Genomic DNA, 26268 nt, shown 5'->3' on the forward strand with positions numbered 1-26268 from the left:
CACCCCAGGTCATCTCACCTTATTTTCGCACCTTGTCACCTATAGAAGGGCTCATCTTTTGAACGAGACATCGCTTTCGGCGCTGTTCATCCTCCTTATCGGCCTGATCATCCTCTCCGCTTTTTTCTCCAGCTCCGAAACCGGGATGATGTCTCTTAACCGCTATCGTCTGAAACATATGGCGAAAACCGGCCATAAAGGCGCCCGCCGAGCCCAGAAACTACTCAACAGAACGGATCAGTTGATCGGTGTCATCCTGATCGGCAATAACTTCGTCAATATTCTTGCCTCTTCAATAGCAACCGTCATCGCCATCCGCGTATGGGGAGATGCAGGCATAGCCATTGCCACGGTGCTGCTAACCGTCGTTATTCTGATTTTCGCGGAAGTCACGCCCAAAAGTCTGGCTGCGCTATTTCCGGAAAAAATTGCTTTCCCGGCCAGCCACGTCCTTGGCCCTTTACTGAAAATTCTTTACCCGTTGGTATGGGCCGTCAACCTCTTCACCACCGGCATCCTTCGCCTGATAGGCATTTCGTCTGATCAGGCCAACGAAGACCACCTGAGCCGGGAAGAGCTGAGAACGGTTGTTAATGAAGCAGGGGCATTGATACCCGCAAAACATAAGGACATGCTGGTCAGCATTCTGGACCTTGAAAAAGTAACCGTGAACGACATCATGGTGCCCCGCAACGAGGTCGTCGGTATTGATCTCGAAGACGATATCGACGACATCATCAGGCACCTGAGAAATAGCCAGCACACCCGCCTACCCGTTTTCAAAGGCGACATAAACAGTATCCAGGGCATCCTGCACCTGAGAAACGCAGCCAAACTTTTGCAGGAACAGGACATCAACAAAGAAATGATCCTGCAACTCTGCCGGGAGCCTTACTTCATCCCTGAAAGTACCGCACTTAACACTCAACTGCTTAACTTTCAGAATGGCAAACGCCGGTTTGGCATTGTCGTCGATGAATACGGTGACGTTCTTGGTCTGGCAACACTCGAAGACATCCTTGAAGAGATTGTCGGTGAATTCACAACCGACTACGCTGCAACCTCCCCAGACATCATCCCCCAGAAAGATGGCACTTACATTATAGACGGCAGCACATCAGTCAGAACCATCAATAAAACACTAGAGTGGAACCTGTCGACAGATGGCCCCAAAACACTGAACGGGCTAATTACAGAGCGCCTGGAAAATATTCCCGATACAAACGTGTGCCTGAAAGTTGAAGGGCACCGAATAGAAGTACTTCAAATTAAAGACAACGTAGTCAAAGCCGCTATCGTGCACCCCAAACGACGAAAAAAACGTCTCAAAGCCAGAGCTATAGCGGCACAGGAATAGACTAGAATTTGCACGATCCACACCCGGAACTTTGACCAAGCTCGCAGCTTTGTGTTTATTTATGTTAATTGCGCAAAAAATGCGCTAGATTTAACAAAAAACATAACGTAACAAAGGCTCGGTCTGTCTCCGGTTGAGGCGTAAACAGGAGTTGGCCATGAATAAGCAGTCCGGAATACATTACCTCCGCGAGCACAGGGAGACCGCCAGTGGCTACCCAGCTCCCACTGAGGTTGTCCGTATCCGAGATACCGTCGTTGCAGGTTTAGGCGACCTGCTTCAGGGCGCATTTGACGCCGTGGACGACTCTCTGTTCGAACTGGCCAACAATGCACGCAGTAACAACGAACAGAATCGCTACTTTGAAGCTATGCGGGAAATTCGCATAAAGCGTAAAGGTGTAGAGCGTCATTTCCAAAACGCTGTTTCACAACTCTTTACCAACCCGCCCCACGCCGGGCAACTTCAGACGAACGATCCACAGCCGCAAGCCAGCGCCGCAAGCTTGACCCTGCTAGGTAATGACGACCTTGAAGAGCAGGTGGCACTCAACGCCATGATCAGCAAAGCGAAAACCCATTTTCAGGGCGCATTGCTCCAGCTTCAGGCTCGATTCACTCAAGTTTACCCTGACGCAAGCGAAGACAACCCGGTTAACCCCATGGCCCCAGAGCACTTGTGCAGTGCTTTTACTGAAGCCATTCAGGCGCTGGATATCCAGATCCGTGAACGACTGATCCTCCTGAAGCAATTCGACAGATACGTTATTTCAAATCTCGGAATGCTACTGGATGAAGCCAACCGAATACTTGTCCAGGCTGGCATCATTCCCAATTTCCGCTTTCAGGGCAAAACTGACCCGTCCAAAGCAAAATCCGGCGACCAGGGTACAGCTCCAGAGACTAATGCCAATACCGCAGGCAGCGAGCTGAGCTCCGAAGACAGCGCTGTTTTTGAGCAGATCCGCCAGATGCTCACCCAGCAAAGAAGCAACGCCGGAACCGGCCCGCGAAGCGGGGATCCGTCTTTGATGGTCATTGGAGGCCATCAATTAAACGATATGCTCAACGCCATCCCGAGCCAACCTTACGAACAGAACCTGGACGACCTCAGCACCGGCGAACCGGTAACCGTTGATCTACGCCAGGTGGTTCAGCAACTGCTGTCACAGGTAGAGACTCAAGACGGCCGCAAGCCTGCACTGAACGAAGTAGACGAAGACCTCATCAACCTGGTCTCCATGCTGTTTGAGTTTATTCTGGATGACCACAATCTATCTGCGCCGGTACAGGTCCTGGTCAGCCGCCTTCAGATCCCCATTCTCAAGGTGGTCATAAAAGACAAAAGTTTCTTCAGCAAAGCCAACCATCCTGCACGCAAACTTTTGAACTCCATGGCTAGAGCAGGGATCGGCTGGAGTAACAGCGATGAAAAATCCCGCGATAAGCTCTACGGGCAAATTCACAACATTGTTCAACGAATTCTTAACGAGTTCGAAGGCAATGTAGAACTGTTTGAAACTCTGAATCAGGAGTTTGAGCAATTCCTTGAGCGGGAAAACCGAAAAGCGAACCTGGTCGAACAAAGAACCAGAGAGTCCGAAAGAGGCCGCATCAAGTCCCAGAAAGCTCAAGAAGCCGTGGACCAGCTGCTCAAAGATAAAGTCTCAAACTACAAGCTGCCAGAGCCTGTACATGACATCCTTGTCAACGGATGGAGCCGGGTTATGTTCCTGGCCTATCTCCGGGACGACGCTGAACATCGGTGGAACGAAACCGCAAAGGTTGTAGACGACCTGATCTGGTGCCTCCACCCTCATGAAGAGGATGAGGAGCGGGATCAGTGGGTTCGCGTCGTACCCAAACTACTGAGAACCCTGAGAAGCGGGCTTGAAGAAGTTTCGTATAATGCTTCCCGGCTCGATCAGATGATGAAACAGTTAAAACACGAACTGGCCGAAGCCTTCCGTACCAATGCGGCCATCGAGCCCCTCAGAACTGACGAGTCGTCCCAGAACGCAGAACCGGATTCGCCCCACCCAACCGCCATCGAACGGCAACAAGAGCTGGAAGATGCGGCTGTTGCGGAATATGTCACCAGACTTGAGCAGCTGGAGATTGGCCACTGGGTCGAATTCAAACTGGTTAACGGGGCAAGTTTCCGTTGCAAACTTTCTGCGGTTATTGAAGAGGCAGACTGCTTCGTCTTTGTGAATCGACTGGGCCTGAAAGTGGTTGAGAAAACCCGAGTCGAACTTGCGCACGAAATGCGCCGAGGTCGCCTGACCATGCTCGAACAAGGTGCGCTGATCGACCGGGCACTGAATGCCGTAGTGGGTAGCCTTCGTACCAAGACCGCCTGAGAAATATGCCGCAGTCTGAGCAAGATCGTGCCTCGTCAATCCCGGTGTCATACCGAATTGCCTTGGCACTGTCTCTCGCACTCATGGCTCACATTATTCTCTTGGCCGGGTTTCCATCACCACTTCAGGAAGCCCGGGAACTCAGCCAGCGCCTGGCATTCAAACTCAGCAGTCCGCCAGCACAACCGAGCGCCGCGAGCGCCCCTGCTTCAGAAAGCCAGGCCGACCCACGGAACCCCGAATTCAATGTCGAACCATGGCCACCTCAGGTCGTCACCAAAACACCGCAAGCTCCAGCTAACCCTGAACAACCCAGGCAGACAGAGTCTCGTGCACAGAAAACGCCCGAGATACAGCAGCCTCGCCCGGAAGCAGCGCCCCGGCCAACAGCCTCAGACTCTGAACAATCCATGCCCTCAGAACCCACTGAACACCTTGCCACGGAAAAAATACAACGGATTACCGAATCGCCCGCAGAGCGAGACCCATATCTTGTTAAGTTAGCGGTTCACCTGGCGGAAGAGCTGGAAAAGCTTCGGGTTCCAGCTATGTCGGAGCTACAGGGAACGGCAGCAATGACACTGGAATTAAAAATACTGCCCAATGGAGCACTCACCAGAGCACGGGTAAAAGAATCGACAGGAATAAACAATATTGACCAGGCGGCGTATCGGGCTGCGTTGTCAGCCAGCCCATACCCAAAACCCGAAGGAGAGGAGACCGACCGCTTCGACGTGAAACTGGTGTTCACCCCGAAGCGGCAGTAATGGTTAAATCAGGCCTCCGTCTGTTTCACAGCATCTTTAACCATTTTGGTCAGTTCACCGCTCTCGGACATTTCGAGAACAATATCGCAGCCGCCTACCAGCTCACCACCAATGTACAACTGGGGATAGGTCGGCCAACTGGAATAAACCTTCAGGGCCTCACGAAGCTCTTGGTTATCCAGAATGTTCACAAATGCGAAACGTTCGCCACACGCCATAAGAGCCTGAACAGTCTTGGCAGAAAAACCACACTGGGGAGCCTGTGGCGTGCCTTTCATGTACAGGATCACAGGATTCTCTGCGAGCTGGCTTTTGATGGTTTCATTAATATCCATGAACACGTACCTCTGGTTGAAATCGGGGGTGCCGCCTTCCGGCAGATCAGCGCATTGTACACGGCTGATAGATTACGCACCAAGCCAGGGTATTTGACCCAGAACAACCACCTACTTCAGAGCGTTGTTTTAACAAGAATGAAGGGCTAGACTTGATGCCCTTTTCAAACGCAAAACCTTACCGCAGTTTCCTTGAAACAGGGGCCATTCATGGCAGTAAGACATTTTCTGACATTAAACGACATGACAACCAGCGAACTGGAACAATTGCTGGACCATGCTTCACGGCTCCGCAAGGAATGGCGTGAAGGGAAAGTCAGGGATTCCCTGAAAAATCGCGTGCTGGCTATGATTTTTGAAAAGTCCTCTACCCGCACCAGGGTTTCCTTCGAAGCCGGCATGACCCAACTGGGCGGCACGGCCATGTTCCTATCCCCCCGAGACACACAACTCGGGCGCGGTGAACCCATCGAAGATTCCGCTATTGTTATTTCAAGCATGGTGGATGCTGTAATGATCCGCACCTTTGCCCACGACACCGTTGAAACATTTGCTTCCGCATCCAGCAAACCGGTTATTAACGCACTGACCGATGAGTTCCACCCTTGCCAGCTACTGGCCGACATGCAAACCTATCGGGAGCATCGCGGCAGCATTCAGGGCGCGACAGTGGCGTGGATCGGTGACGGCAACAACATGTGTCACTCTTATATCAATGCAGCGGAAAAATTCGACTTTCACCTGAACATTGCCTGCCCGGAAGGTTACGAGCCAGACCAGGCAATTATGGAAGCACACCCCGGCCGGGTAACCATGGTCAGGGAACCACAGGAAGCCGCTCGCGGCGCTCACATGCTGGTAACCGACGTGTGGGCATCTATGGGCCAGGAAGACGAACAGAAAGCCCGGGAGGATGCTTTCCGGAATTACCAGATCAATCCGGAATTGATGACACTTGCAGCAAAAGATGCTCTGTTCATGCACTGTCTGCCCGCCCATCGCGGTGAGGAAATTTCGGTCGATATGATGGAGCACTCAAGTTCGGTTGTCTGGCATGAGGCAGAAAATCGCCTGCACGCGCAAAAAGCTCTGCTCGAATTTCTCATTCTTAATCGCTTGGACTGACCCATGCCTGAATCAAAGGTGCGCCCGGACAACTGGCTGCTAGAAGTCAATAATCTATCCGTGGGTTATGGTGGCGAGCCGGTTGTCAAAAACATCAATTTCGCCCTCAGCCATGGCGATATTGGCTGCCTTCTAGGGCCTAGCGGCTGTGGCAAAAGCACTATTCTCCGAGCGCTGGCCGGTTTTCTTCCGATCAGCCAGGGTGAAATCCGGCTTCAGTCGCAGGTCATCAGCAAACCTGGCCGCTCGGTACCTCCTGAAAAGCGCAAAATAGGCATGGTTTTTCAGGACTATGCATTGTTCCCCCATCTGAGCATTGCCGACAATGTTGGCTTTGGCCTGAAATCCCTGAACAAGCATGAGCGTCACCATAAAGTCACCGAATTATTGAAGCTGGTACACCTTCAGGACCTTGCGGACAGCTACCCGCACGAGCTGTCGGGTGGTCAGCAGCAACGGGTAGCACTGGCCCGGGCTTTAGCACCAGAACCCACACTGATCCTGCTAGACGAGCCGTTTTCCAACCTCGATACCGACTTGCGCCGTCGCTTGAGTCTGGATGTACGAGAAATCCTGAAAACGCTCGGCATCAGCGCCATTCTTGTGACGCACGACCAACATGAAGCCTTCGCGATGTGCGATCAAATTGCAGTACTTCGGGACGGAGTTATTCAGCAGTGGGACGTGCCATTTAACCTCTACCACGAGCCAGCAAACCGGTTTGTCGCAAGCTTTGTTGGCCAGGGAGGGTTTATCCCTGGCACCGTTCTGGACCCTGACGCGATTGAGTCAGAGCTTGGTGTCATTCACGGTAACCGGGCTTATAACTGGAAGCCCGGCACCTTGGTCGACATACTGATCAGGCCTGACGACATCGTGTACGATGAGAACTCCAGCCTAAAACCCAAAGTCGTGGAAAAGACCTTCGCTGGCACCTCAACGCTGTATCGCTTCAGCTGCTCCAATAATACCGAGTTTGAGGCTCTGTTCCGAAGCCACCTGGACTTCAATGTGGGTGAACAGGTACCGGTGCGCGTCGAAGCCGATCACTTGATCGCATTCGAGCATACCGAATAACTAACTCGGTCTTAGTTGTTGCACACTCTCTCCACGGCATCCAGCCAGCCTGCGTAGAGCGATTCACGCAGTGCTGGTTTCATGGCCGGCCGAAACCGACGCTCGCACTCCCACATATCAGCGATCTGCTCAAGATCCTCAAAAACACCCACCTGAAGACCCGCCAGATAGGCCGCCCCAAGAGCCGTAGTTTCCGTCACACGGGGACGATCGACTGGTACGTTGAGAATATCTGAAAGGAACTGCATCACCCAATCGTTGACCACCATTCCGCCGTCTACTCTCAGGGACTCAAGGCGTGCGCCGTCATTACGAATAGCACGAACAAGATCTTTGGTCTGGTAGCACACAGACTGCAATCCTGCAGTGACAATCTCGGCGATACCCGTATCCCGGGTCAGGCCCAAAATGGCACCCCTGGCATTCGGATCCCAGTGAGGAGCACCCAAGCCAGTGAAGGCTGGCACCAGATACACCGAGTTATCAACCCCCACAGCTTCCGCATGCTCAGTAGACTCACTGGCGTGACTGATCAGTTTCAGACCGTCACGCAGCCACTGCATAGCGGCTCCTGCCACAAAGATACTGCCCTCTACCGCGTAGCATGGCTTGCCATCAAGCCGGTATGCCATGGTCGTCAACAGACGATTTTCCGATCGAAGCGCTTGATCGCCGGTATTTAACATCACAAAGCAGCCCGTACCGTATGTGCTTTTGGCCAGACCCGGCTCAAAACAGGCCTGTCCAATCAAAGCAGCGTGCTGGTCCCCCGCGATACCCGCTACAGGAATCGGTGCCCCCAGCCATTCAGCATCGGCTTCACCATAGTCATCCGCACAATCCAGAACGTCTGGCAACAATGCCCGGGGCACACGAAATAGTGTCAGTAATTCTTCATCCCAATTCTGGCTATGGATATTAAAAAGGGCCGTTCTGGATGCATTGGTAGCATCCGTGTGATGGGACTGCCCTTTAGTCAGGTTCCACAAAAGCCAGCTATCAATAGTTCCAAAAGCCAACTCTCCCTGCTCTGCCCGGCGTCTGGCACCCTCAACATTATCCAGCAACCACGCAATTTTGGTGGCAGAAAAGTAGGGGTCAATAAGCAACCCTGTGCGCTCCACGACCATGGGCTCGTAGCCGTCCTGCTTGAGTTTTGTGCAAAGGGAGGCCGTACGCCTGTCTTGCCATACAATCGCGTGATGAATGGGCTCTCCGGTTTTTCTGTCCCAGATAACCGTTGTTTCACGCTGGTTAGTAATTCCGATTCCGGCAATCTCGTTTGCGGAAATGCCCGCCTTTTCCAGAGCCCCCCGACAAACAACCAGTGAGCTAAGCCAGATTTCCAGCGCATCATGCTCCACCCAGCCGTCTTTAGGAAAATATTGATGAAACTCTTCTTGAGCCACAGAAACCTGCACACCGGTTTCATCAAAAACAATTGCTCTCGAACTGGTGGTACCCTGATCAATGGCAAGCAAATAGCGGGACATTAGGCTCTCCTGTTGTTTTTAGAAGATTCTAACAGTCTGGAAGATTTCTGGCGTGCGGCGGTGGCGTATTCAGGAAAAGCAGGCAAAAAAAAGAGCTGGTAAAAACCAGCTCCAAAATGACGAATGAAACAAGGAAAGTTCGTAAGAACTACAACCTCTAAAGTCATCCCTTACGCTTTAAATTATTAATCAGCCGACGTTCCCGTTCAGTAGCAGTTCTGTAGATGTTTGTTACATCAGGTGAGGGCCTGAGAACTGCTTCACAAAACTGCGTCTACTGGTTTCCGCCTTGGCCAGACCAAACTGAATTTCGCGCCGCCCAGCGCCTCACTACGACCGACAAACGCCTGGCCGCCGTGCCAGTATAAAATACGCCGAACGATCGACAGGCCCAGGCCATACCCCCCAGAAGTCCGAGTGCGACTGTCATCCAGACGGGCAAACGCAGTGAATACCTTTTCCCAATCAGACTCCGGAATGCCCGGGCCATCATCTTCCACATCGATACGGCAATTATCTTCATCAAGACAACAAACCACCAGAACCCGCCCCTCTGCATAACGCGCCGCGTTGCCCACCAGGTTTTGCACAGCCCGGTGAATGTAGCGAGGTTCAATATCAGCCTGAGACCAGCGCCCGGAGCCGTCATCAATCCGGCACTCTATCTCTATGCCTTCGCGAATAATGCGTTGTTCGGTGACAACTTGCTTCACAATATCCGTCACCGAACCATCACGCAGACTGAAAACGGGTCCGCCCTGTTCCAGCCGTGCGTAGGTAAGAATCTCGTCAATCAACTCGTCAAGTTCCTGAATATCGCCATCAATACCTGACATCTGTTTTTGCAATGCTTCAGGAGAATTGGCTGATTCAATCATCTGCACACCAAAACGAATCCTGGCCACAGGCGTTCGCAACTCGTGAGACACGGCATGAATCATTTCTCTCTGAACCTGAACCAGGCGCTGAATGTGCTCAGCCATGCTATTGAATGCGGATGCCAGACGCGATACTAAAGTGCCATCGACGGAATCTACTCGCGCGCCCATTTCACCCCGCGCGATTCGGATAGCCACCGACTCAACCTTCCTCAAATGGCCATCAACAAAGCGTAGCGCAAGATACAGGCCCAGCCCCAATACGCCACCCACAACCACTACGAGGAGCACAACCACGGGCCAGCCCCAAGGATTAAAGGGCGCAGGCATTTTCACGGCCAGCAAATCACCTTCTGACAGGCGAACCAAACCGGCGAGTCGACTGCCGTCCTGGCGAATCAAAGCCAGCCCCGATTCACTTAACCGATCAAGAACAGCCTGATCCGGCAACTCCTCCTGGTTTTGTACCGGGCTTATCACTACGTTCAGAACCTGCGACAACTGGCTGGAAACATCAGCCTGAGTTTCCGGCGTAGCGCTGTCAAAATGCCAGCGCACGATAAGAGCCAGCGCCCTTGTCAGGTCGCGATAAGGTTGTTCCAGACTTATACGGATCACACCACCGGTTTCAGCAGCCACATAAAACAAATAACCCTCACCAGAGGGTTCGGCAACGACCTGACCATAGCTCAGCCGCTCAGTAACCAGAGGGGACAACTGGAAATCATCAGAAGTTCCGGTTTTCAAACCGAACAAAGAAGGCATCCAGTGATACTGGAGAGCTGGCTCGGGAACGGTTGCCAGCCACGCCATCAGTGGTTCGACTGAACGTTCATACCAGAATTGCTCACGAACACTATTAAGCCCATTGAATAGCAGCACACACACCAAGACAACCAGAGCGACAATACTGGCAACCTGCGCATAGGCTTTAAGGAAAAACTTCAGGGACATGGGAGTAACCCGGGTAACCGGCGCGGCACTATGACAGTACCACGCCTAAAGTACGGTCAGGCTTCTTTAACGAACAGATAGCCCTTGCTACGAACCGTTTTGATGCGCCGGGGATGAATCGGATCGTCACCGATTTTAGGACGAATCCGAGACACACGCACATCAATTGACCGGTCCTGTCCATCGTATTCAATCCCTCGAAGCGCAGTGAAGATCTCTTCCCTGCTCAGTACCCGGCCTGCATTACTGGCCAACAGCCAAAGCAGGTCAAACTCTGCGCTGGTCAGGTCAATGCTTTCATCACTCAACCAGGCTTCACGCATAGACCGATCAACGATAAGGTCATTGAACTGCAAACGGGTAGGCTCTTCGGCAGCAGACTCCTGATTGGCGACCGGGGCCGTCTCTACCCGGCGTAGCATCGCGCGAATTCTCGCCAGAAGCACCCGGGGCTGAACAGGCTTACCAATGTAATCATCGGCCCCCATCTCCAAACCCAGAACCTGGTCAAGATCATCACTCCGGGCCGTCAACATGATGATCGGGCCCGTATAATGAGGCCTCACCCGCCGACAGATCGACAGGCCATCTTCACCCGGCAACATGAGATCAAGCACGACAAGATCCGGCTGCTCATTACGTATCCGCTCGACTGCCGCCCCACCATGGGCCTCCAGAGAGACAGTAAGACCATTGCTCTCCAGATACTCACGGGTGAGATCCGCCAGCCGCTCATCATCCTCTACGATCAGGATTCGCCAACTCTCGTTTGTCTGTTCCACGCCATCCATCTCTGGTTGTTGTATTTTGATTTTAGAGTTACCTAATTAACGATACAGGCAACCTACAGTTACAGCAATTATACATTCCATTCAGAACTATACATGTAACTGCAAAAACGTTACACCTTGTGACAAATGCCTCAATTTCCGAACCCTCTATCAAAACAGTGGCCGGCCCTGAGCGATTTCATCTTCCGTTGCTTCCCGGCGGCCTACGATTTCCAGATCAAAATACAGAGTAAAACCTGCCAGAGGGTGGTTAGCATCAACCTTCACAAGATTGCCATCAATACTGGCAACCTGAACGATCTGAGCCTGATCACCGGAATTTGTCTGGAACTTCATACCCACTTCCAGCTTTTCGACACCTTCAAACAACGACCTGGGAACCGTCCGGACGAGATCTTCACGGTATTCTCCGTAAGCCATTTCCGGTGGCACGGTCACTTCCAGGCAATCTCCCGGCACACGGCCCTTTACTGCTGCCTGAATGCCCTCAATGATGTCAGGGGAACCTTCCAGGAAATGCAGCGGCTCACTGCCCTCAGATGTGTCCACCAGTTCGCCGATGCGATTTTTCAGGACGTAATGAACAGTATAAATTTCCGGCTTGGTTTGCGGCGTATCTGCTTGCATTAGCTTTTCACGCTTCCTGTTTCTATCGGGGTTCAAGTTGCTGCAGACCATGAATGACTAACTTCCGGTCAAGTTTTTCCCGGAAGCCAGACGGTCGTTCAAGCCCCATGCGTTCAAGCAACGCCTGGTAACGGCCATCTTCATCATCGGCCTTCAGAGCCTGCCAAAGGGTCGAAAGTTTACCACGGGGAGTCGATGTTGCGGCCTTAAGCGACTTAAGAGCTTTCCCCAACGTCAACTCTTCATCGGTGAAATCCCGACCAAAAGGAAACGCAGGGAACCAGTCACCCTCTCCCGCCGCGGCCAACGTTGCCCTCACTTGCTCAGGCGTATTGTTTGTCCATTCTGACGGCAATTTGAAGTCTGCACGTACTTTCCCGGCTTTTTGGGCCTGTTTTAGCAGCTCAGCCTGGAACCGGGAATCGGCGATGCGTATCAGGCGCAGAAAAACCTCCTCGTCAGGCTGCCCCCTGAGATCAGCAATACCATACTCAGTAATTACGACATCCCGAAGATGTCGGGGAATGGTACAGTGGGCATAATTAAACACAATATTCGAAACCACTTTACCGCCAGACCTGCGCGTTGCTCTCAGGGCCAGAATAGATCGTGCGCCAGGTAACTCATGAGCCATAGCAACAAAGTTATATTGACCGCCAACACCACTGACTACCCGGCCATCAGCCAGTCCGTCAGATACCGCCGCACCGCTAAGCGTGTACATCATGGCAGAGTTGATAAACCGGCCATCCACACGCTGAGCCGCTTTAAGCTTTTGGTCCCCGTATCGGTGATCGTATAGATGGTTGATAAAGTTAACACTGGTCATACAGATTTTTTCGCGCTGCTCTTCCGGCAAATCTCTCAGTTCTTGATAGAACTTTTCAGGCCCGACATAGAAGCCTCCATGCATGACGACACCCCCCGCCAACCTGTCACCCAGCCCCATCGTTTGGAGTACCTCACGGGTTTCCGTGTTACCAAGGTCCGCCTCAACCGAGGTTTCTTCGCCCAGGCGTAAACGGCCGCCTTTAAGCTCAACCGTATTCCGTAAAATGCCATACTGAACCAACCACTGCAGATCTTTGCTCCGCAACGGAGAATCGATCAACTCCTCGCGCCGCAAAACATCCAGCATACCCAGTGATGGCTTGCCGGAGATTTTGCCCTCATTGATGAGCACCTGCAGGCCTGCATGATCAAACACCTCACGCTTCAGAATGCCCTCCTGAAGCAGATACAGGAATCCGTCTACCATCATTTCACTGCAGCCATACAGCCCCTTTTCGAACGGCTGTGTTCCGCCACATTCCCGAACCAACGGAAACCGCTCATCTACGCGGGCATGCTGATAAACCAACTTCCAGGCCGAGTTATACTTATGCCGGACAATGGTGCTATTCACCAGCGCCGCACCCAACGAGCCAATACCAACTTGCAACGTTCCGCCGTCTTTAAGGAGACAACTAGAGTAAAAACCGATCATATGATCGGCAGGGCTAACCGCCATTTGCGGCGCAGAGAATAAGGGATAGTCTGAAGCCGGGTGGGATAAAATAATGTCAAACTGGCTGTCATCAACAACAGCATGATGTCCAAGCCAGGGTAGCTGAGCATTTTGTTCTGCCACCATGGCCACAGGAGTTCCGTCTGCCTCTCGCTCACGCAACAGAGGCAAAATATCAATGGAAAGATCCGGGTTACAACTGAAGCTCATCTGACCAGGTTTGCCATGAAGCTCTCCCGGAGACATCATCTGCCCAACCACATTGACGCCTTGCGCCATTAAGTCACGAACAGCATGAGTATAGTTGGTACAGATATAGTTGCGCTGCTGATTCTGATTCCGAAGATAACTACCGGCCTTAAAGAAAAACTCGGAAACCGTAACGTTGTCCGGCAGTTTGTTATTACTGACATCCCGGGCATAGTCGAGCTCGGGAACAGAGCCATAAAGCCTTTTGGCAAACGGCTCCATAAACCGGCGCTCTAGAGATGAGCTGCCCTTGGGGGCAAGCAACGATAACGCGGTAACGATATGGAGACGAATCTCCGGATCATCCTTCGCTCTTTGATACAACGCATTCGCAAAGCGCACAGGCTTTCCTAACCCCAAAGGAAGGCCAAGGGTGATGTGCTTACCCACTCGCTCAATAACTTTGTCTACACATGCATTTGCATCATTGAGATAGATTCCATTCTGCACCGTCATCACAAGCCTCTTCATTTGACAATGACCAATGCTCCCGATAATCACACGGCAGCCAGCGAGTGACAATGTGTCAGGTCATGAGTTTCATTGAATGAGGTGAAATGACAAGAATCGGAAAGACAGAAAAAAGAGAACAGCGAAAGAAGAAAGGTCAGAACTTCCAGCGAAGGTTCAGACAGGCGCCTTCATTCAACAACGCAATACCGTGGTCCGGCTGAGCTGAATCAGACGCATAATTTTTACGAGAGGAGTCTGCTCGGTTGAAACTAAGACTCAACAACCGTGAACCGATAGCAGCCAGCGCATCTTGGCGATTTTGATGGTCTTCATCGCCCGACATCCATTCCTGCAGCTCGTACACATCTTCAACCGACATTTTGTCATCACGCTCTGCCAGCATGCGATCCGAGAGCATCGGTTCTGACCGAACCGGCTCTGCGGCTTCTGCACGCGCCACAAAGGCGAGGCAGTTTAACGCCAGCAAAAGGAGAAAGATGCGGATGATCATCGCGAAAGCTACGCCTCAAATATTGGTTAACTTGTGAACATCTAGGACTTAAGTCTAGTTATTCTACGTGAGAATAGTGTGAAATTGCACACAAAAGCGTCAAGCTTCCGACTTCCTCCCAGCACTTTTTTGTCAACAAACACCCACTTTCTTTATCCCTTTGTAACTGCCCCCTCATGCCCTGAAGCTGACGGAGCAAAGACAAGCTGGCTACTCAGTTGAATTAACAACGATTTCAGGGGCAAGGGTAAGTAAACTCACTATGGATAGCTTCAATTGCTGAAACAATATCCGCACTCAACGTAATTTCTGTCGAGCCAATATTTTCTTTCAACTGCTCCATGCTCGTTGCGCCAATAATATTACTGGTTACAAACTCACGGCTATTTACCCAGGCCAGCGCCATCTGGGCCGGCGACAAACCTTGCTGATAAGCCAGTTCAACATAAGCCCGGGTAGCGTCAGCTGCGTGATCCCCGGTATAACGAACGAAACGTTCGTATAATGTCAGGCGGGCTTTTTCCGGCCACTTGCCTCCCATATACTTACCGGTAAGCATGCCAAACGCTAACGGCGAATACGCCAACAGTCCTGTTTCTTCACGGTGAGCAAACTCTGCAAGGCCGGCCTCAAACGAACGGTTCAGAAGACTGTATGGATTCTGGATAGAAACCACACGAGGCCAATTGTTTTCGCGGGATAACCTCAGGTACTCCATTACGCCCCACGGGGTTTCATTCGACAACCCAACGTGTCGTATCTTTCCTTCTTTTACCAGCTCATCCAGCGCCCCCAGAGTTTCCTCAATTGGCGTCATCGACTCTTTCGGGTTCTGCTCATAGCCAAGCTTTCCGAAGAAGTTCGCGCTCCGGTCTGGCCAGTGCACCTGATACAGGTCGATATAGTCTGTCTGAAGCCGCTGAAGACTGCTGTCGCACGCCTCTCGAATGTGCTCCCGGGTTAACCGGGGGCCACCGCGCAAATAGCTAAGCCCGTTCCCCGGCCCAGCCACTTTGGATGCGATCACCAGATCATCACGGCGGCCGCGACGGGCCAGCCAATTACCCAGGTATTCTTCTGTTCGCCCCTGCGTCTCCAGCTTCGGCGGAACCGGATACATCTCAGCTGTATCAATAAAGTTGATACCAGCATCAACCGCGTAGTCCAGTTGCTCAAATGCTTCCTGCTCGGTGTTCTGTTCGCCCCAGGTCATAGTGCCGAGGCAGATCAGACTGACATCAATGTCCGTCTTTCCAAGTTTTCGCATTCGCATGGGGGCTCCTTAATGGATCGATGAGAGGTTTAAACTGGTGTAATCGGAATGTCACAGAGTTGTCGCATACCTGTCACAGCCCAGGGTCACAGTAGCGCCATGACAACAGAACCTGCGAAATGTACCGTGACCGAAACAAATTCATCAGACCGGCACAAGCGACACATTACCATTGTTTCGGAAACCTTTCCGCCGGAAATCAATGGCGTTGCCAATACTCTGGGCCGCCTATGTCAAGGACTGATCGGACTCGGCCACCAAGTCACCGTTGTCCGCCCAAGACAACCACAGGAACGAACAGGGCTGGTTACGAATAACCGCAACAATCCTTGCCTAAGGGAATTTACTGTTCACAGCCTGCCATTACCCGGCTACACCGATCTCCGTTTAGGTATCACTCGCCCAGTTACTCTTAAGAAGCTATGGAAACCTGACCCACCAGACTGTATTTATATAGCCACCCAGGGGCCTCTGGGCCTGTCAGCCACAACAGCCGCAAAACACCTGGGAATCCCTGTAACCTCGGGCTTCCACACCAACTTCCACAACTATTCCCATTATTACGGTCTGGGCTCTCTCGAGCGTTTCTTGTGCGCCTACGGCAGATGGTTTCACAACCGGACGGCGATGACCCTGGTGCCAACCCGGAAAACCCAGGCTACCGCTCAGGCCATGGGCATTTCCAACACAGCCCTTTGGAGTCGTGGCGTCGATTGCCAGCAATTCACCCCCCACAAACGGAGCGCGTCACTCAGGAAGCGTTGGGGGCTGACCGAAAGCGACCGGGCAGTGCTGTATGTAGGCCGTCTGGCGCCAGAGAAAAATCTCCAACTGGCCATCAACAGCTTCAATCGTATCCGAAGGATGCATGCGAACGTCCGCTTCATTCTGGTAGGCGACGGTCCGATGCGGGCTCAACTGGAAGATCAAAATCCAGACTTCATCTTCTGTGGTATGCAACGCGGTGAAAGCCTGGCCCAGCACTATGCCTCTGGCGATCTGTTTCTGTTTCCGAGTAAGACTGACACCTTCGGAAACGTGGTGCTGGAAGCCATGGCGAGCGGGCTAGGCGTTGTCGCATTTGATGATGCAGCCGCATCTGAGCATATCCGTCACAACGACAACGGGCTGAAAGCGCCTCTCGACGATGACGCGAACTTCATCAAACACGCTTTACGGCTGGCCGGCCAACCATCCCTGCTTCACCGAGTCCGCACCAAATCCCGGCTTGATGCACTCGATCTGAATTGGAGTAGCCAGATCAACCAATTCGAACGTCTGGTTTGCACCCCGAACATAGAGGCCCAACACCATGCCATTGATAAGCAAAGCATCCCGACTCTTTGAACTCGCAGATCAGCGCGAGTACGCCTTATGCCAGTCAATTAACCGTGCTGTGCGGTTCAGACCAATCAAAAGCTATTTCCGGTTAGTGAGTTGGCTGGGAGATGGCTGGATCTGGTACGCACTGATTCTATCCATCCCCTTTATCGCCCCCTCGCAGGGCCAGGCTTTAGCTATTCTGATGACGTTCACGGGTCTAACCTGCACCGTCACCTATAAAGGTCTGAAAAGCCGACTCATTCGAGAGCGGCCGTTCATATCCTTCCCCGCCATTAGTTGCGCAACGCCACCACTAGACCGATACAGCTTTCCTTCCGGGCACACGCTGCATGCAGTTTGTTTTCAGACAATGCTGTTTGCAACGTTACCGGGAGTGGCCTGGGCGGTTCTACCCTTCACACTCTCCGTGACCATATCCAGAGTGGTACTTGGCCTGCACTATCCCAGCGACGTGATAGCCGGAGCATTGATTGGCGGGTTATTAGGTGGTACGTCAGTTCACCTGTTTTCCGGCTTACTATAAGACTCAGTCAAACAGTCGTAACTGGGTAACCGGAGCATCGTCATTACGGAAACGGACGCCTACCCCCATCAAACGCACGGGACGATCTTCCCGAGTGACCAGCTCATCCAGCAATGGTTGGTAGTCTGCAGCTTCTGGCTCAGCAACCTGATCTCTCATTCGCTCCAGCGTATGTGTAGAGAAATCGCTGTAGCGAATTTTGACGAACAATTTGTGTATTGGCTTATCCCGACCTTTACGGGCAAGCCTGAGATTCAGATCCGCGACAAGGGCTGGCATAACCGATTCACAAGCTTCTTTTCCGGACAAATCCTGGGAGAAGGTTCGCTCCACACTCACCGATTTCGCTACCCTCGAAATCACCACCGGCCGCTCATCCCTGCCGTTAGCCATTTCAAACAATCGGTAACCCTGTTTTCCAAACTTTTCGATCAGCACATCAGCCCCGAGAGCCTGCATCTCACCACAGGTAGTCACCCCCAGAGCATGAAGTTTTCCAGCCGTCACCTGCCCTACGCCAAATAATTTTTCGACAGGCAGTGTCTGCACAAAAGCCTCGACTTCATTGGGCGTAATCACAAACAGGCCATCGGGCTTGCGCCAGTCGCTGGCAATTTTGGCAAGAAACTTGTTCGGCGCAACACCCGCCGAAATCGTAACGCCGGTTTCCCGTTTGACCCGCTCACGCAGGTGGCGCGCCATCAGAGTGGCACTCCCCTTAAAGTCGGTAACCTCGGAAACATCCAGAAAGGCTTCATCCAACGACAGGGGTTCTACCAGATCGGTCATTTCCCGCAATATCGCCATAACTTGCTGAGACACTGCCCGGTACTTGCCCATATCCGGCGGCACCGTTACCAAATCAGGGCATAAACGCCGAGCTTCGCTGCCGGGCATAGCCGAGCGCACACCGAAAGCACGGGCTTTGTAGTTACAGGTGGCCACCACGCCACGAGCGCCATCACCACCAACTGCGAGAGGCACATCCCGCAAGGATGGGTCGTCACGCATTTCAACAGCGGCGTAAAAACAGTCGCAATCTACATGAATGATCTTGCGCTGGGACATGGTCAGCGGACTCAGGTTAACAATCTGTACGTTTATACAGCCTTGTATCTTACGGTAACATACTGAGAATGTCAGGAACTCCGGAATCAAACCCGGCAAACTACTGCGAGGCCCCATGATCAACCCAATTCGCAAATCTGAACGAACCAAAATGAAAGCAAAGTACCCATCAGGCTCCAAGCAGGAACATAAATGATGAACATCACCGAAGCGGTTCGTATTCACCTGGCATCCTTACAGGCCGGTCACGCTGATTTCGATGACACTCTGGCCCTGATTGACCAGCACTTTGAGTTTCTGCCCACAGGTTTTGATAACGGCCCGCTGCGTAACGAGCCGGGAGAGAATGGCGGTTCCTGCCGGGTATTTGGTTTGGGCCAATACTGCAACCTGAACGAAAGCGACACACTCACACTGTTCGCCCAGCATTATCATCAGGTTCTGAACGACCCTACGGGCAGCAGTCATGGTAATATCCGCCAATTCATAAGCACTGGGTGGTCAGGTATTCGCTTTGACAGCCAACCTTTGCGCGCCCGCGCCGAATCCACCCAGTAATTCATCAGGAAAACGAGCATTCATGAGCGATACTGCCAACTCCGGAGTGAAACAAAGCTTCCAGCTGAAAAGCGCCAGCATTTCACTGACCGCACTGGAACTTTACTACTTCGACGACCATGAGTTCGAAACCGACTTGCGGGATAAAATCAGCCAGGCACCGGGTTTTTTCAAAGATATCCCTCTGGTCATCAGCCTGGACAAATACGAAGGCCTGGACAGCGAGATCGACTTTTTCAAAATCATCGGTACCTGTCGCCGGCACAACATTCATGTGATCGGAGTCCGCGCCACTAACGATGACCAGCGCCGCATGGCCCGAGGCGCCTCCCTGGCACTTATGCCTGGTGGAGCTGTGCGAGAAAAACCCGTGGCACCGGAACCGGTCGAAGAGAGTGCAGACCAGGCACACCAAGCGCCGGCGGTCACATCAGCACCAGAACCAACACCTGCCCGGATTGTTACTCAACCGGTGCGTTCCGGGCAGCAAGTCTATGCTCCGGAAGGCGACCTGATCATACTCGCCCCCGTACAAGCCGGCGCCGAAGTATTAGCAGCAGGCAACATTCATGTGTACGGCGCGCTGCGCGGGCGGGCCCTGGCCGGGATTCACGGTTCAGAGTCTGCGCGAATTTTCTGCCAGTCGCTGGAAGCAGAGCTTGTGTCTATTGCCGGACACTATAAAATTCCCGAAGATCTTCAAGACAACGGCTGGAAAAGCGCAGTACAGATCCAGCTCAAGGATGACGTGCTGGTGGTGTCGCCACTGGACAAGGCCTGATGTTGCTAACAACAAACAACATTTGAAGATATGACGAATCCACCGCGAAACAGGAAATGAACCTTGGCTAGAATCATTGTCGTTACCTCAGGAAAAGGCGGCGTTGGTAAAACTACCACCAGCGCTTCAATCAGTACCGGCCTCGCCAAGCGAGGCTTTAAAACTGTCGTGATTGACTTCGACGTAGGTCTGCGAAACCTGGACCTGATCATGAACTGCGAACGCCGGGTCGTGTACGACTTTGTGAACGTCATTCAGGGCGAAGCGACACTCAATCAGGCTCTTATCAAGGATAAACGGGTTGAGACCCTGTACATCCTGCCTGCATCGCAAACCCGTGAGAAAGAAGCACTCACCAAAGAAGGCGTTGAAAAAGTCATCAACGAACTTTCCGAGACCTTCGATTACATTATCTGCGACTCCCCCGCCGGAATTGAGCACGGCGCGCTGATGGCGCTCTACTATGCCGACGAAGCCGTTGTCGTCACCAACCCGGAAGTTTCCTCGGTGCGGGATTCCGACCGTATCCTGGGCATTATGCAAAGCAAATCCCGGCGGGCTGAAATGGGGCAGGAGCCACTCAAAGAGCACCTGCTGCTGACCCGTTACAACCCAGAGCGTGTAGAGCGCGGTGAAATGTTGTCGGTAGCAGACGTGGAAGAAATCCTGGCGATTCCGCTGCTTGGTGTCATCCCGGAAAGCCAGGTGGTACTGAACGCTTCCAACCAGGGGCTACCCGTCATTCTTGAAGAACAAAGCGACGCCGGACAAGCCTACGACGACGCAGTTGCACGGCTTCTGGGAGAGGAGCGTGAACATCGCTTCATGACCTCCCAGAAGAAAGGTTTCTTCTCACGGATGTTCAAGGGGGGCTAAAGGATGAGTTTCCTGGATTACTTCAGAAGCAGTAAAAGCAACAACTCCGCCAACGTTGCTAAAGAGCGCCTGCAAATCATTGTGGCCCACGAACGGGGCCAAAGGGCTCAGCCGGATTACCTACCGCAGATGCAGGCAGAATTGCTGGCGGTTATCCGAAAATACGTACAGATCAGTGATGATATGGTTCAGGTAGAAATCGACCGGAACGATAGCTGTTCGGTACTGGAGTTAAATGTCACATTGCCCGAAAAGTAACGGCAGTGCCCGCTTACCAGCGGGCAAAGTGATCCTCCATCAGTCCCCGTAGCCCCGCTACGGGGATTTTTTTGCCTGAATCATCCTCAACTGTTCCCTGGAACGTACCCACGAACTGGCGAAAATTCGACGCCAGCACCCAGGCATTTAATCGTTCTTTACGGACACCCGACGGTACGAACGTCAGGGCTACCTTGCCGTCTTCGGTGGTGACCCGCCAATTGGTCTCCGGCTGATAGCGGTCAAACTCAAACCGTGCAGCCCCCAACTTAATACATTGACCATTGAGCCAGAGCGCATTTTCCGTCATACCCGTTTCGTTCACGCCCGCCGCCAGATTCAGCCCCACCGATACACCGTCATCAGTGACTCCTGCCAGGCACGCCCAGTTCCAGGCTGTTTCCCTGCGCATAAAGCCGCAACTCCAGTCTATGGCCCCCCGGGAGTTGTCATCTGTACGCCAGATCTGTTGCCCCCAGCGCACCTCTCCTTGCACTGGCAAACCAGCCGATTTACGGGTAAACACCCAGCCGCTGTAACCGGCAGGGCAAACCAGCCGAAGAGGCTCACTATCCTCTCTCAGCTCCAAATCTACCTGAATGTTACCCGGTGCATTGACCCTTACATTCCGGCCTCCCGTAGCCGGCTCAATCGTCAGCAACACCTCGCCCTTCCGAAAACGGGCGCCGCCATTTTCCGGGTAGGGCTCAATCTCCGTCTGCCTGGCCAGAGGCTGAATAAAAGACTGTTCAAACATCTGGCCAGATTCAAAATCGAACAAATAAAAAAAGCCGGAACCAACAACCTTCAAGTCAACAATAGCCATGCCGAACACCCAACCAGGTGCCATAGCGCTGACAAACTGAAACTGATTAAAGCCCAAATGCTTAGCCAGCCGGGACCGGGGCTTATCCATCACCGTGCGCAAGTCATAGTCCATATAGTTAATAACATCCACAGGCTCGGCTATCAGCCCGGAAGAAATTCGCCCTTTCGGGTCAATCAGTTTCTTTTTGGTCATAGTTTCATCAGGTCATAACAATTATGGGGCCCGTAGCACAAGTAAGCTACGTGGTTCACAAACCCTTATTACCATTGCAAAGTCCGGCTTATCAACATGATAGACTGCCAGCCACCTTCAACATCAAAGTGTAGCTTATGACAGTCACCAATGCCTTCGGCGTTATGGGTACCATTTTCAGACTAACAGGCCCGGTTCTGGCTCTGTTTGTTTCTTTTTCGGTCTCAGCCAACAACTATCCGCCTTTACCGGCAGAGAACTCAGAACAGTGGGCTCTGCAAAAAGAAATCGACAACATCCGCATCTACACCATGGATCAGCAAAACTCCGGGTTTCAGGCATTCAAAGCCGTTGCTGAGCTGAATGTTCCCATCGAAAACCTGATGGCTGTAATGATCAACCCCAAATCCTGCATGGAGTGGGTACATAACTGCATAGAGTCTTTTGCGTTTGGCAAAGGAAACTTCCATGACCGTTACGCCTATTCCGTTAACAACATGCCCTGGCCAGTTACAGACCGGGATTACGTGCTGCGCATCCGTACCAGAGGCAATCAGCAAACCGGTGAAATTTTCATGGATTTAAACGCAACTCCAGGGATGCGTACTGAACTCAGCAGCCGTATTCGGGTTGATCGCTCCGACACCCACTATCATTTCACGCCAACCGACAATGGCACGCGCCTGGTTTGGCTGCAGCACACCGAGCCCAACGGCGCCCTGCCCGGCTGGCTGGTGAACAATCTGGTTGTCGATATTCCCGTAAAGTCCATGCAAGCGCTGGAAGCCGTGGCTCAGGAAGAAAAATATCAGGGGTACCGCATCGAGTGGTCTGAAGACGGCAACATCAAAGCCGTGGTTCCAGACAACAGCTAACAGCTTGATCAAACAGGGGTGACTGCAAGCCAAGGAACGGCTAAGCTCCAATAAAAGTACTTTTAATCGAAGAGTGTCACCGATGCCCGTTCTCGCCCATGAGATCATGACCCCAACGATCAAAGCTGTCCCCCAGAACTGGACGATGGACAGACTGGCCCGTTTTCTCACCGATAACGAAATAACCGGAAGCCCGGTCACCGATGACAACGGTGAAATCATCGGTATTGCCACCCTCAAAGACATCACCGAATTCCGCTGGAATGCTTCCCGCTCTGAAGATCAGCCTCAACTGACATCAGAAGAACAGGAAGAAGCCCGGCGCCTGCGCATGGTCATTTTTGAAGAAATGGGCAAGGTGCCCGTAGAAGTACGTGACATAATGACCCCGCTTGTGTTTTCAGTAGACGAAAACACCCCTGTGCGGGACATTGCCAACGTGATGATGAGTGAACACCTGCACCGAATCTTTGTCACCCGGGATTCAAAAATTACAGGCATCATAACAACCTACGACATGCTCAAACTGATTTCGGACAGAGGCCTTTCCCAACGCTGCGCCGAGTGTGACTGATTCAACATAGAGGTAACGCTACCTATGGCAAGAGCACCGCAAGCTCGCAAAAAGATGTACGTCCTCGACACAAACGTCCTGATCCACGATCCGAATGCCCTCCTGAACTTTGAAGAACACACGGTCATCATCCCGATGACCGTCCTCGAAGAACTCGACAGCCTGAAGTCGGGCAAACAGACCGTCGCTGCTGACTGCCGCCAGGCTATTCGCAACATCGACAACCTGCTTGGGGACGCCAGCCCGAAAGACATCGAAAAAGGTGTGCCTATCCTGCGGGGCAAAAAAGCAGATCCACTGGGTGCGCTCTCTATCATCATGAGCACCGAACGCAACGGCAACCATTCTCTGCCAGAACACCTGAACGACAACAAAATCATCAACACGCTCGCGGCGCTCCAAGAAAAGCACCCATCCCGCGATATCATCCTGGTCAGTAAAGACATCAATATGCGCCTGAAAGCGCGAGGTTTCGGGGTTGAAGCCCAGGACTACCACAACGACCAATTGCTGGATGACATTGACCTTCTACCCAAAGGCTACAAAGAATTCTCCAATTCCTTCTGGGACAATATCGCGAAAGTAGAAACCGTTCAGCGAGCAGGAGTCACTGAACATCTGCTCAAGCGGGAAGGCGAACTGGCAAAGCTCAACATCAACGAATTCGTCATTGATGAACGAGGTTTTATCGGCCAGGTTGTCGACATCTCTGACGACCAATTGGTCATCAAAGATCTACTCCGCGATGACCTGATGAATGAAGAAGTCTGGGGCCTGACCCCGCGGGACATCTATCAGGCGATGGCGTTGAATCTGTTACTGGATCCAGACATCCACCTGGTGAACCTGACCGGCTCGGCCGGTTCAGGCAAAACCATTCTGGCACTGGCCGCCTGTATCGAGATGACCGTTGCCAGCAAGCTCTACAAACGCATTATAGCCACCCGCTCCACCCAAGGGCTGGATGAGGACATCGGGTTCCTGCCCGGTACCGAAGCAGAGAAAATGGAACCCTGGCTGGGCGCCATTGTCGATAACCTGGAGGCGCTGCACGAAGACGACGAAAACATGTCCGCCAGCGTAGACTACATCCTCAGCAAGGTACCCCTGCACTTCAAATCCATGAACTATATCCGGGGCCGCAGTTTTCAGCACAGCCTGATTATTATTGATGAGTCCCAGAACCTGACTCCACATCAGATCAAGACCATCATTACCCGGGCAGGTAATGGCTCCAAAGTAATCTGCCTCGGTAATCTGGCACAGATAGACACACCTTACCTCAGCCCCCTGAGTTCCGGCCTGACCTACATGACCGAACGCTTCAAGGGCTTCCGCCATGGCGGACACATCCATCTTCAAGGCGTCCCCCGCTCGGTACTGGCCGAGTTTGCTGAAGCCAATCTGTAGGCATCAGTACTTACTCCCTCTGCTTGCGCCAGCGAGCAGGGGGCATCCCGGTCCAGCGATGGAACGCACGATAAAAGGTGCTGGCTTCTGCAAATCCAAGCGACAAGGCGATCTCTGACAAAGGCAAAGCAGATTCCCGTACCGCCGCCAGCGCAAGCTCCCGGCGCACCTCATCCACCAGACTGTTATACGTGCAACCCTGCGCTTCCAGCCGACGAGCCAGCGTGCGCTCGCTGAGCCCCAACATCCTGGCCGCTTCTGCCCGTCGCGGAAGGGTTGGCCCCACCCGGGCCATCAGCCATTGCCGGAGATCTTCCGCAGACACAGCCCCCCTTTCCAGTGCCGCCAGCCGGCCAGCACTGTACTTTTCATGAACCTGCGCAAGAGCCGGATCCGCCTGAGGCAAGGGCTCATCCAGCACCTCATTGCTCACCAGCAAACCACTGAACGCCTGCTCAAACTCCACCGGGCAACCAAACACATCCCGGTAACCAGCCTCGGGCCCCAGCCTTGCCTGGCTGAACTGCACCCGCAGCGGTCTTATCGATGAACCGGCAATCCAGTCGCTCAGACTCACCACTGCCGACAGCACCGCTTCAATCTGATGAGGGCTGAATGCCAGGCGCCCCTGCCGCGGGTGGTAGACAATCCAGGTGCCACGGCTACCCGGCAACATCTGGAAGCGACCTCCATCCGAAATCAGCCTCTGAAACTTTTGCACCAGGGCGATGGCTTCCCGAAGAGTGGCCGCACTCTGCATGGCAAAACTGACCGCATCAATACTGGCCGGCCGCACACCAGCGCCAACTTTCAGACCAAAACCCGAATCTTGCGTGCACTGTTCGGCGGCATGCCAAAGGCGAGTAATGAAGTCGATGGGCCAGCGCTCCCGAGATAACACTCCGGCCGGCAGCCCGGCCGCTTCCAGCAACAGATTCTCGGCAACCCCCAAACGCCTTGCTACATCAATTACCGTATTGACCCAGCCCATGGATACTGTGGCTTCTAAAGTCAATTATTATGGCCTCTAAAGTCAATTCAGAAGTCATCATAGCGTTATATGGTCTGTCATAACAAAATCAAAAACACAATCCGGAAACACTCCATGGCAAAACCTGTTAGCTCAGACATCCTGATTGCCGGTGGCGGACTGGCGGGCATTGTCACCGCTTTGGAAGTCCTTCGGGCCGGAAAATCTGTAACCATTGTTGATCGTGACAG

26 protein-coding genes are annotated in these 26268 nt (G+C 52.7%); 15 read left to right on the forward strand and 11 right to left on the reverse strand.

Going from position 1 to position 26268, the window contains the following annotated elements:
* The first annotated feature begins 58 nt into the window (after positions 1-58).
* From ABYA77_RS04720 to ABYA77_RS04730, 3 genes are all read left to right on the forward strand, one after another.
* A complete protein-coding gene (locus tag ABYA77_RS04720; protein ID WP_372964794.1) occupies positions 59-1357 on the forward strand; it encodes an HlyC/CorC family transporter in 1299 nt (432 codons plus the stop codon).
* Positions 1358-1514: 157 nt separating this feature from the next.
* A complete protein-coding gene (locus ABYA77_RS04725) occupies positions 1515-3719 on the forward strand; it encodes a DUF1631 domain-containing protein (RefSeq protein WP_372964795.1) in 2205 nt (734 codons plus the stop codon).
* A 5-nt stretch (positions 3720-3724) separates the two neighbouring features.
* Complete coding sequence (locus ABYA77_RS04730) at positions 3725-4486, forward strand: TonB family protein (protein WP_372964796.1); 762 nt, start codon at positions 3725-3727, stop codon at positions 4484-4486.
* Between the two features lie 8 nt (positions 4487-4494).
* Here ABYA77_RS04730 and grxD read toward each other — a convergent pair whose 3' ends face one another.
* The gene (grxD, locus tag ABYA77_RS04735) at positions 4495-4821 is read right to left on the reverse strand and encodes a Grx4 family monothiol glutaredoxin (RefSeq protein WP_372964797.1); all 327 of its coding nucleotides are present in this window, start codon (positions 4819-4821) and stop codon (positions 4495-4497) included.
* 210 nt (positions 4822-5031) lie between these two features.
* Here grxD and argF point away from each other — a divergent pair, with 210 nt between their 5' ends.
* Both argF and ABYA77_RS04745 read left to right on the forward strand, forming a co-directional pair.
* Positions 5032-5946, forward strand: coding sequence for an ornithine carbamoyltransferase (gene argF, locus ABYA77_RS04740; RefSeq protein WP_372964798.1), 915 nt, complete (start codon positions 5032-5034; stop codon positions 5944-5946).
* A gap of 3 nt (positions 5947-5949) precedes the next feature.
* Positions 5950-7023, forward strand: coding sequence for an ABC transporter ATP-binding protein (locus ABYA77_RS04745; RefSeq protein WP_372964799.1), 1074 nt, complete (start codon positions 5950-5952; stop codon positions 7021-7023).
* A gap of 11 nt (positions 7024-7034) precedes the next feature.
* Here the strand turns inward: ABYA77_RS04745 and glpK are convergent, their stop codons facing one another.
* From glpK to ABYA77_RS04780, 7 genes are all read right to left on the reverse strand, one after another.
* Positions 7035-8516 (reverse strand): glycerol kinase GlpK, encoded by a 1482-nt coding sequence (gene glpK, locus ABYA77_RS04750; protein WP_372964800.1) that lies wholly within the window; start codon positions 8514-8516, stop codon positions 7035-7037.
* A gap of 260 nt (positions 8517-8776) precedes the next feature.
* Complete coding sequence (locus ABYA77_RS04755) at positions 8777-10348, reverse strand: ATP-binding protein (RefSeq protein ID WP_372964801.1); 1572 nt, start codon at positions 10346-10348, stop codon at positions 8777-8779.
* A 56-nt stretch (positions 10349-10404) separates the two neighbouring features.
* The gene (locus tag ABYA77_RS04760; protein WP_372964802.1) at positions 10405-11139 is read right to left on the reverse strand and encodes a response regulator; all 735 of its coding nucleotides are present in this window, start codon (positions 11137-11139) and stop codon (positions 10405-10407) included.
* A 150-nt stretch (positions 11140-11289) separates the two neighbouring features.
* Positions 11290-11766 (reverse strand): peptidylprolyl isomerase, encoded by a 477-nt coding sequence (locus ABYA77_RS04765; RefSeq protein WP_372964803.1) that lies wholly within the window; start codon positions 11764-11766, stop codon positions 11290-11292.
* Between the two features lie 22 nt (positions 11767-11788).
* Positions 11789-13978 carry an acetyl-CoA hydrolase/transferase C-terminal domain-containing protein gene (locus ABYA77_RS04770; RefSeq protein WP_372964804.1) on the reverse strand — a complete coding sequence of 730 codons (2190 nt, stop codon included), beginning with the start codon at positions 13976-13978 and terminating at the stop codon, positions 11789-11791.
* Positions 13979-14129: 151 nt separating this feature from the next.
* Positions 14130-14486, reverse strand: a complete 357-nt coding sequence (locus ABYA77_RS04775; protein WP_372964805.1) for a hypothetical protein — start codon at positions 14484-14486, stop codon at positions 14130-14132.
* A 235-nt stretch (positions 14487-14721) separates the two neighbouring features.
* Positions 14722-15759, reverse strand: a complete 1038-nt coding sequence (locus tag ABYA77_RS04780) for an NADP(H)-dependent aldo-keto reductase (RefSeq protein ID WP_372964806.1) — start codon at positions 15757-15759, stop codon at positions 14722-14724.
* Positions 15760-15885: 126 nt separating this feature from the next.
* On the opposite strand from ABYA77_RS04780, the gene ABYA77_RS04785 reads away from it, so the two are divergent.
* Both ABYA77_RS04785 and ABYA77_RS04790 read left to right on the forward strand, forming a co-directional pair.
* On the forward strand, positions 15886-17106 hold the full coding sequence (locus ABYA77_RS04785) for a glycosyltransferase family 4 protein (RefSeq protein WP_372964807.1): 1221 nt from the start codon (positions 15886-15888) through the stop codon (positions 17104-17106).
* The gene (locus tag ABYA77_RS04790; protein WP_372964808.1) at positions 17072-17626 is read left to right on the forward strand and encodes a phosphatase PAP2 family protein; all 555 of its coding nucleotides are present in this window, start codon (positions 17072-17074) and stop codon (positions 17624-17626) included. The genes ABYA77_RS04785 and ABYA77_RS04790 overlap by 35 nt, the downstream gene beginning before the upstream one ends.
* Before the next feature lie 3 nt (positions 17627-17629).
* Here the strand turns inward: ABYA77_RS04790 and dinB are convergent, their stop codons facing one another.
* On the reverse strand, positions 17630-18694 hold the full coding sequence (dinB, locus tag ABYA77_RS04795; RefSeq protein ID WP_372964809.1) for a DNA polymerase IV: 1065 nt from the start codon (positions 18692-18694) through the stop codon (positions 17630-17632).
* A 192-nt stretch (positions 18695-18886) separates the two neighbouring features.
* On the opposite strand from dinB, the gene ABYA77_RS04800 reads away from it, so the two are divergent.
* The 4 genes from ABYA77_RS04800 to minE all read left to right on the forward strand — a co-directional run bounded on the left by ABYA77_RS04800 (position 18887) and on the right by minE (position 21167).
* Positions 18887-19252, forward strand: coding sequence for a HopJ type III effector protein (locus tag ABYA77_RS04800; RefSeq protein ID WP_372964810.1), 366 nt, complete (start codon positions 18887-18889; stop codon positions 19250-19252).
* A 22-nt stretch (positions 19253-19274) separates the two neighbouring features.
* Positions 19275-20033, forward strand: a complete 759-nt coding sequence (gene minC / locus ABYA77_RS04805) for a septum site-determining protein MinC (protein ID WP_372964811.1) — start codon at positions 19275-19277, stop codon at positions 20031-20033.
* A gap of 63 nt (positions 20034-20096) precedes the next feature.
* On the forward strand, positions 20097-20909 hold the full coding sequence (minD, locus tag ABYA77_RS04810; protein ID WP_372964812.1) for a septum site-determining protein MinD: 813 nt from the start codon (positions 20097-20099) through the stop codon (positions 20907-20909).
* Between the two features lie 3 nt (positions 20910-20912).
* Positions 20913-21167, forward strand: a complete 255-nt coding sequence (gene minE / locus ABYA77_RS04815) for a cell division topological specificity factor MinE (RefSeq protein ID WP_372964813.1) — start codon at positions 20913-20915, stop codon at positions 21165-21167.
* 13 nt (positions 21168-21180) lie between these two features.
* On the opposite strand, the gene ABYA77_RS04820 is transcribed toward minE, so the two are convergent.
* A complete protein-coding gene (locus tag ABYA77_RS04820; protein ID WP_372964814.1) occupies positions 21181-22188 on the reverse strand; it encodes a DUF2804 domain-containing protein in 1008 nt (335 codons plus the stop codon).
* Positions 22189-22325: 137 nt separating this feature from the next.
* On the opposite strand from ABYA77_RS04820, the gene ABYA77_RS04825 reads away from it, so the two are divergent.
* From ABYA77_RS04825 to ABYA77_RS04835, 3 genes are all read left to right on the forward strand, one after another.
* Positions 22326-23063 carry an START domain-containing protein gene (locus tag ABYA77_RS04825; protein ID WP_372964815.1) on the forward strand — a complete coding sequence of 246 codons (738 nt, stop codon included), beginning with the start codon at positions 22326-22328 and terminating at the stop codon, positions 23061-23063.
* An 82-nt stretch (positions 23064-23145) separates the two neighbouring features.
* On the forward strand, positions 23146-23637 hold the full coding sequence (locus ABYA77_RS04830; protein WP_372964816.1) for an HPP family protein: 492 nt from the start codon (positions 23146-23148) through the stop codon (positions 23635-23637).
* 24 nt (positions 23638-23661) lie between these two features.
* Positions 23662-25047 (forward strand): PhoH family protein, encoded by a 1386-nt coding sequence (locus tag ABYA77_RS04835; protein ID WP_372964817.1) that lies wholly within the window; start codon positions 23662-23664, stop codon positions 25045-25047.
* A 10-nt stretch (positions 25048-25057) separates the two neighbouring features.
* Here the strand turns inward: ABYA77_RS04835 and ABYA77_RS04840 are convergent, their stop codons facing one another.
* Positions 25058-26062, reverse strand: coding sequence for an AraC family transcriptional regulator (locus ABYA77_RS04840; protein WP_372964818.1), 1005 nt, complete (start codon positions 26060-26062; stop codon positions 25058-25060).
* 90 nt (positions 26063-26152) lie between these two features.
* Here ABYA77_RS04840 and ABYA77_RS04845 point away from each other — a divergent pair.
* The coding region (locus ABYA77_RS04845; protein WP_372964820.1) for an FAD-binding protein at positions 26153-26268 on the forward strand (116 nt) is incomplete at its 3' end.

This window comes from Marinobacter sp., assembly GCF_041595835.1.
In the GTDB taxonomy this organism is placed as follows: Bacteria; Pseudomonadota; Gammaproteobacteria; order Pseudomonadales; family Oleiphilaceae; genus Marinobacter.

Bases quoted from the DNA above. Each gene is read 5' to 3' on its own strand.
- ABYA77_RS04745 (WP_372964799.1), top strand. From the start codon at position 5,950: ATGCCTGAATCAAAGGTGCGCCCGGACAACTGGCTGCTAGAAGTCAAT.
- ABYA77_RS04775 (WP_372964805.1), bottom strand. From the start codon at position 14,486: ATGATCATCCGCATCTTTCTCCTTTTGCTGGCGTTAAACTGCCTCGCC.
- ABYA77_RS04825 (WP_372964815.1), top strand. From the start codon at position 22,326: ATGACAGTCACCAATGCCTTCGGCGTTATGGGTACCATTTTCAGACTA.
- minC (WP_372964811.1), top strand. From the start codon at position 19,275: ATGAGCGATACTGCCAACTCCGGAGTGAAACAAAGCTTCCAGCTGAAA.
- ABYA77_RS04760 (WP_372964802.1), bottom strand. From the start codon at position 11,139: ATGGATGGCGTGGAACAGACAAACGAGAGTTGGCGAATCCTGATCGTA.
- minE (WP_372964813.1), top strand. From the start codon at position 20,913: ATGAGTTTCCTGGATTACTTCAGAAGCAGTAAAAGCAACAACTCCGCC.
- dinB (WP_372964809.1), bottom strand. From the start codon at position 18,694: ATGTCCCAGCGCAAGATCATTCATGTAGATTGCGACTGTTTTTACGCC.
- glpK (WP_372964800.1), bottom strand. From the start codon at position 8,516: ATGTCCCGCTATTTGCTTGCCATTGATCAGGGTACCACCAGTTCGAGA.
- argF (WP_372964798.1), top strand. From the start codon at position 5,032: ATGGCAGTAAGACATTTTCTGACATTAAACGACATGACAACCAGCGAA.
- ABYA77_RS04780 (WP_372964806.1), bottom strand. From the start codon at position 15,759: ATGCGAATGCGAAAACTTGGAAAGACGGACATTGATGTCAGTCTGATC.
- ABYA77_RS04800 (WP_372964810.1), top strand. From the start codon at position 18,887: ATGATGAACATCACCGAAGCGGTTCGTATTCACCTGGCATCCTTACAG.
- ABYA77_RS04835 (WP_372964817.1), top strand. From the start codon at position 23,662: ATGGCAAGAGCACCGCAAGCTCGCAAAAAGATGTACGTCCTCGACACA.
- grxD (WP_372964797.1), bottom strand. From the start codon at position 4,821: ATGGATATTAATGAAACCATCAAAAGCCAGCTCGCAGAGAATCCTGTG.
- ABYA77_RS04820 (WP_372964814.1), bottom strand. From the start codon at position 22,188: ATGACCAAAAAGAAACTGATTGACCCGAAAGGGCGAATTTCTTCCGGG.
- ABYA77_RS04765 (WP_372964803.1), bottom strand. From the start codon at position 11,766: ATGCAAGCAGATACGCCGCAAACCAAGCCGGAAATTTATACTGTTCAT.
- ABYA77_RS04725 (WP_372964795.1), top strand. From the start codon at position 1,515: ATGAATAAGCAGTCCGGAATACATTACCTCCGCGAGCACAGGGAGACC.
- ABYA77_RS04830 (WP_372964816.1), top strand. From the start codon at position 23,146: ATGCCCGTTCTCGCCCATGAGATCATGACCCCAACGATCAAAGCTGTC.
- ABYA77_RS04770 (WP_372964804.1), bottom strand. From the start codon at position 13,978: ATGACGGTGCAGAATGGAATCTATCTCAATGATGCAAATGCATGTGTA.
- ABYA77_RS04755 (WP_372964801.1), bottom strand. From the start codon at position 10,348: ATGTCCCTGAAGTTTTTCCTTAAAGCCTATGCGCAGGTTGCCAGTATT.
- ABYA77_RS04790 (WP_372964808.1), top strand. From the start codon at position 17,072: ATGCCATTGATAAGCAAAGCATCCCGACTCTTTGAACTCGCAGATCAG.
- ABYA77_RS04730 (WP_372964796.1), top strand. From the start codon at position 3,725: ATGCCGCAGTCTGAGCAAGATCGTGCCTCGTCAATCCCGGTGTCATAC.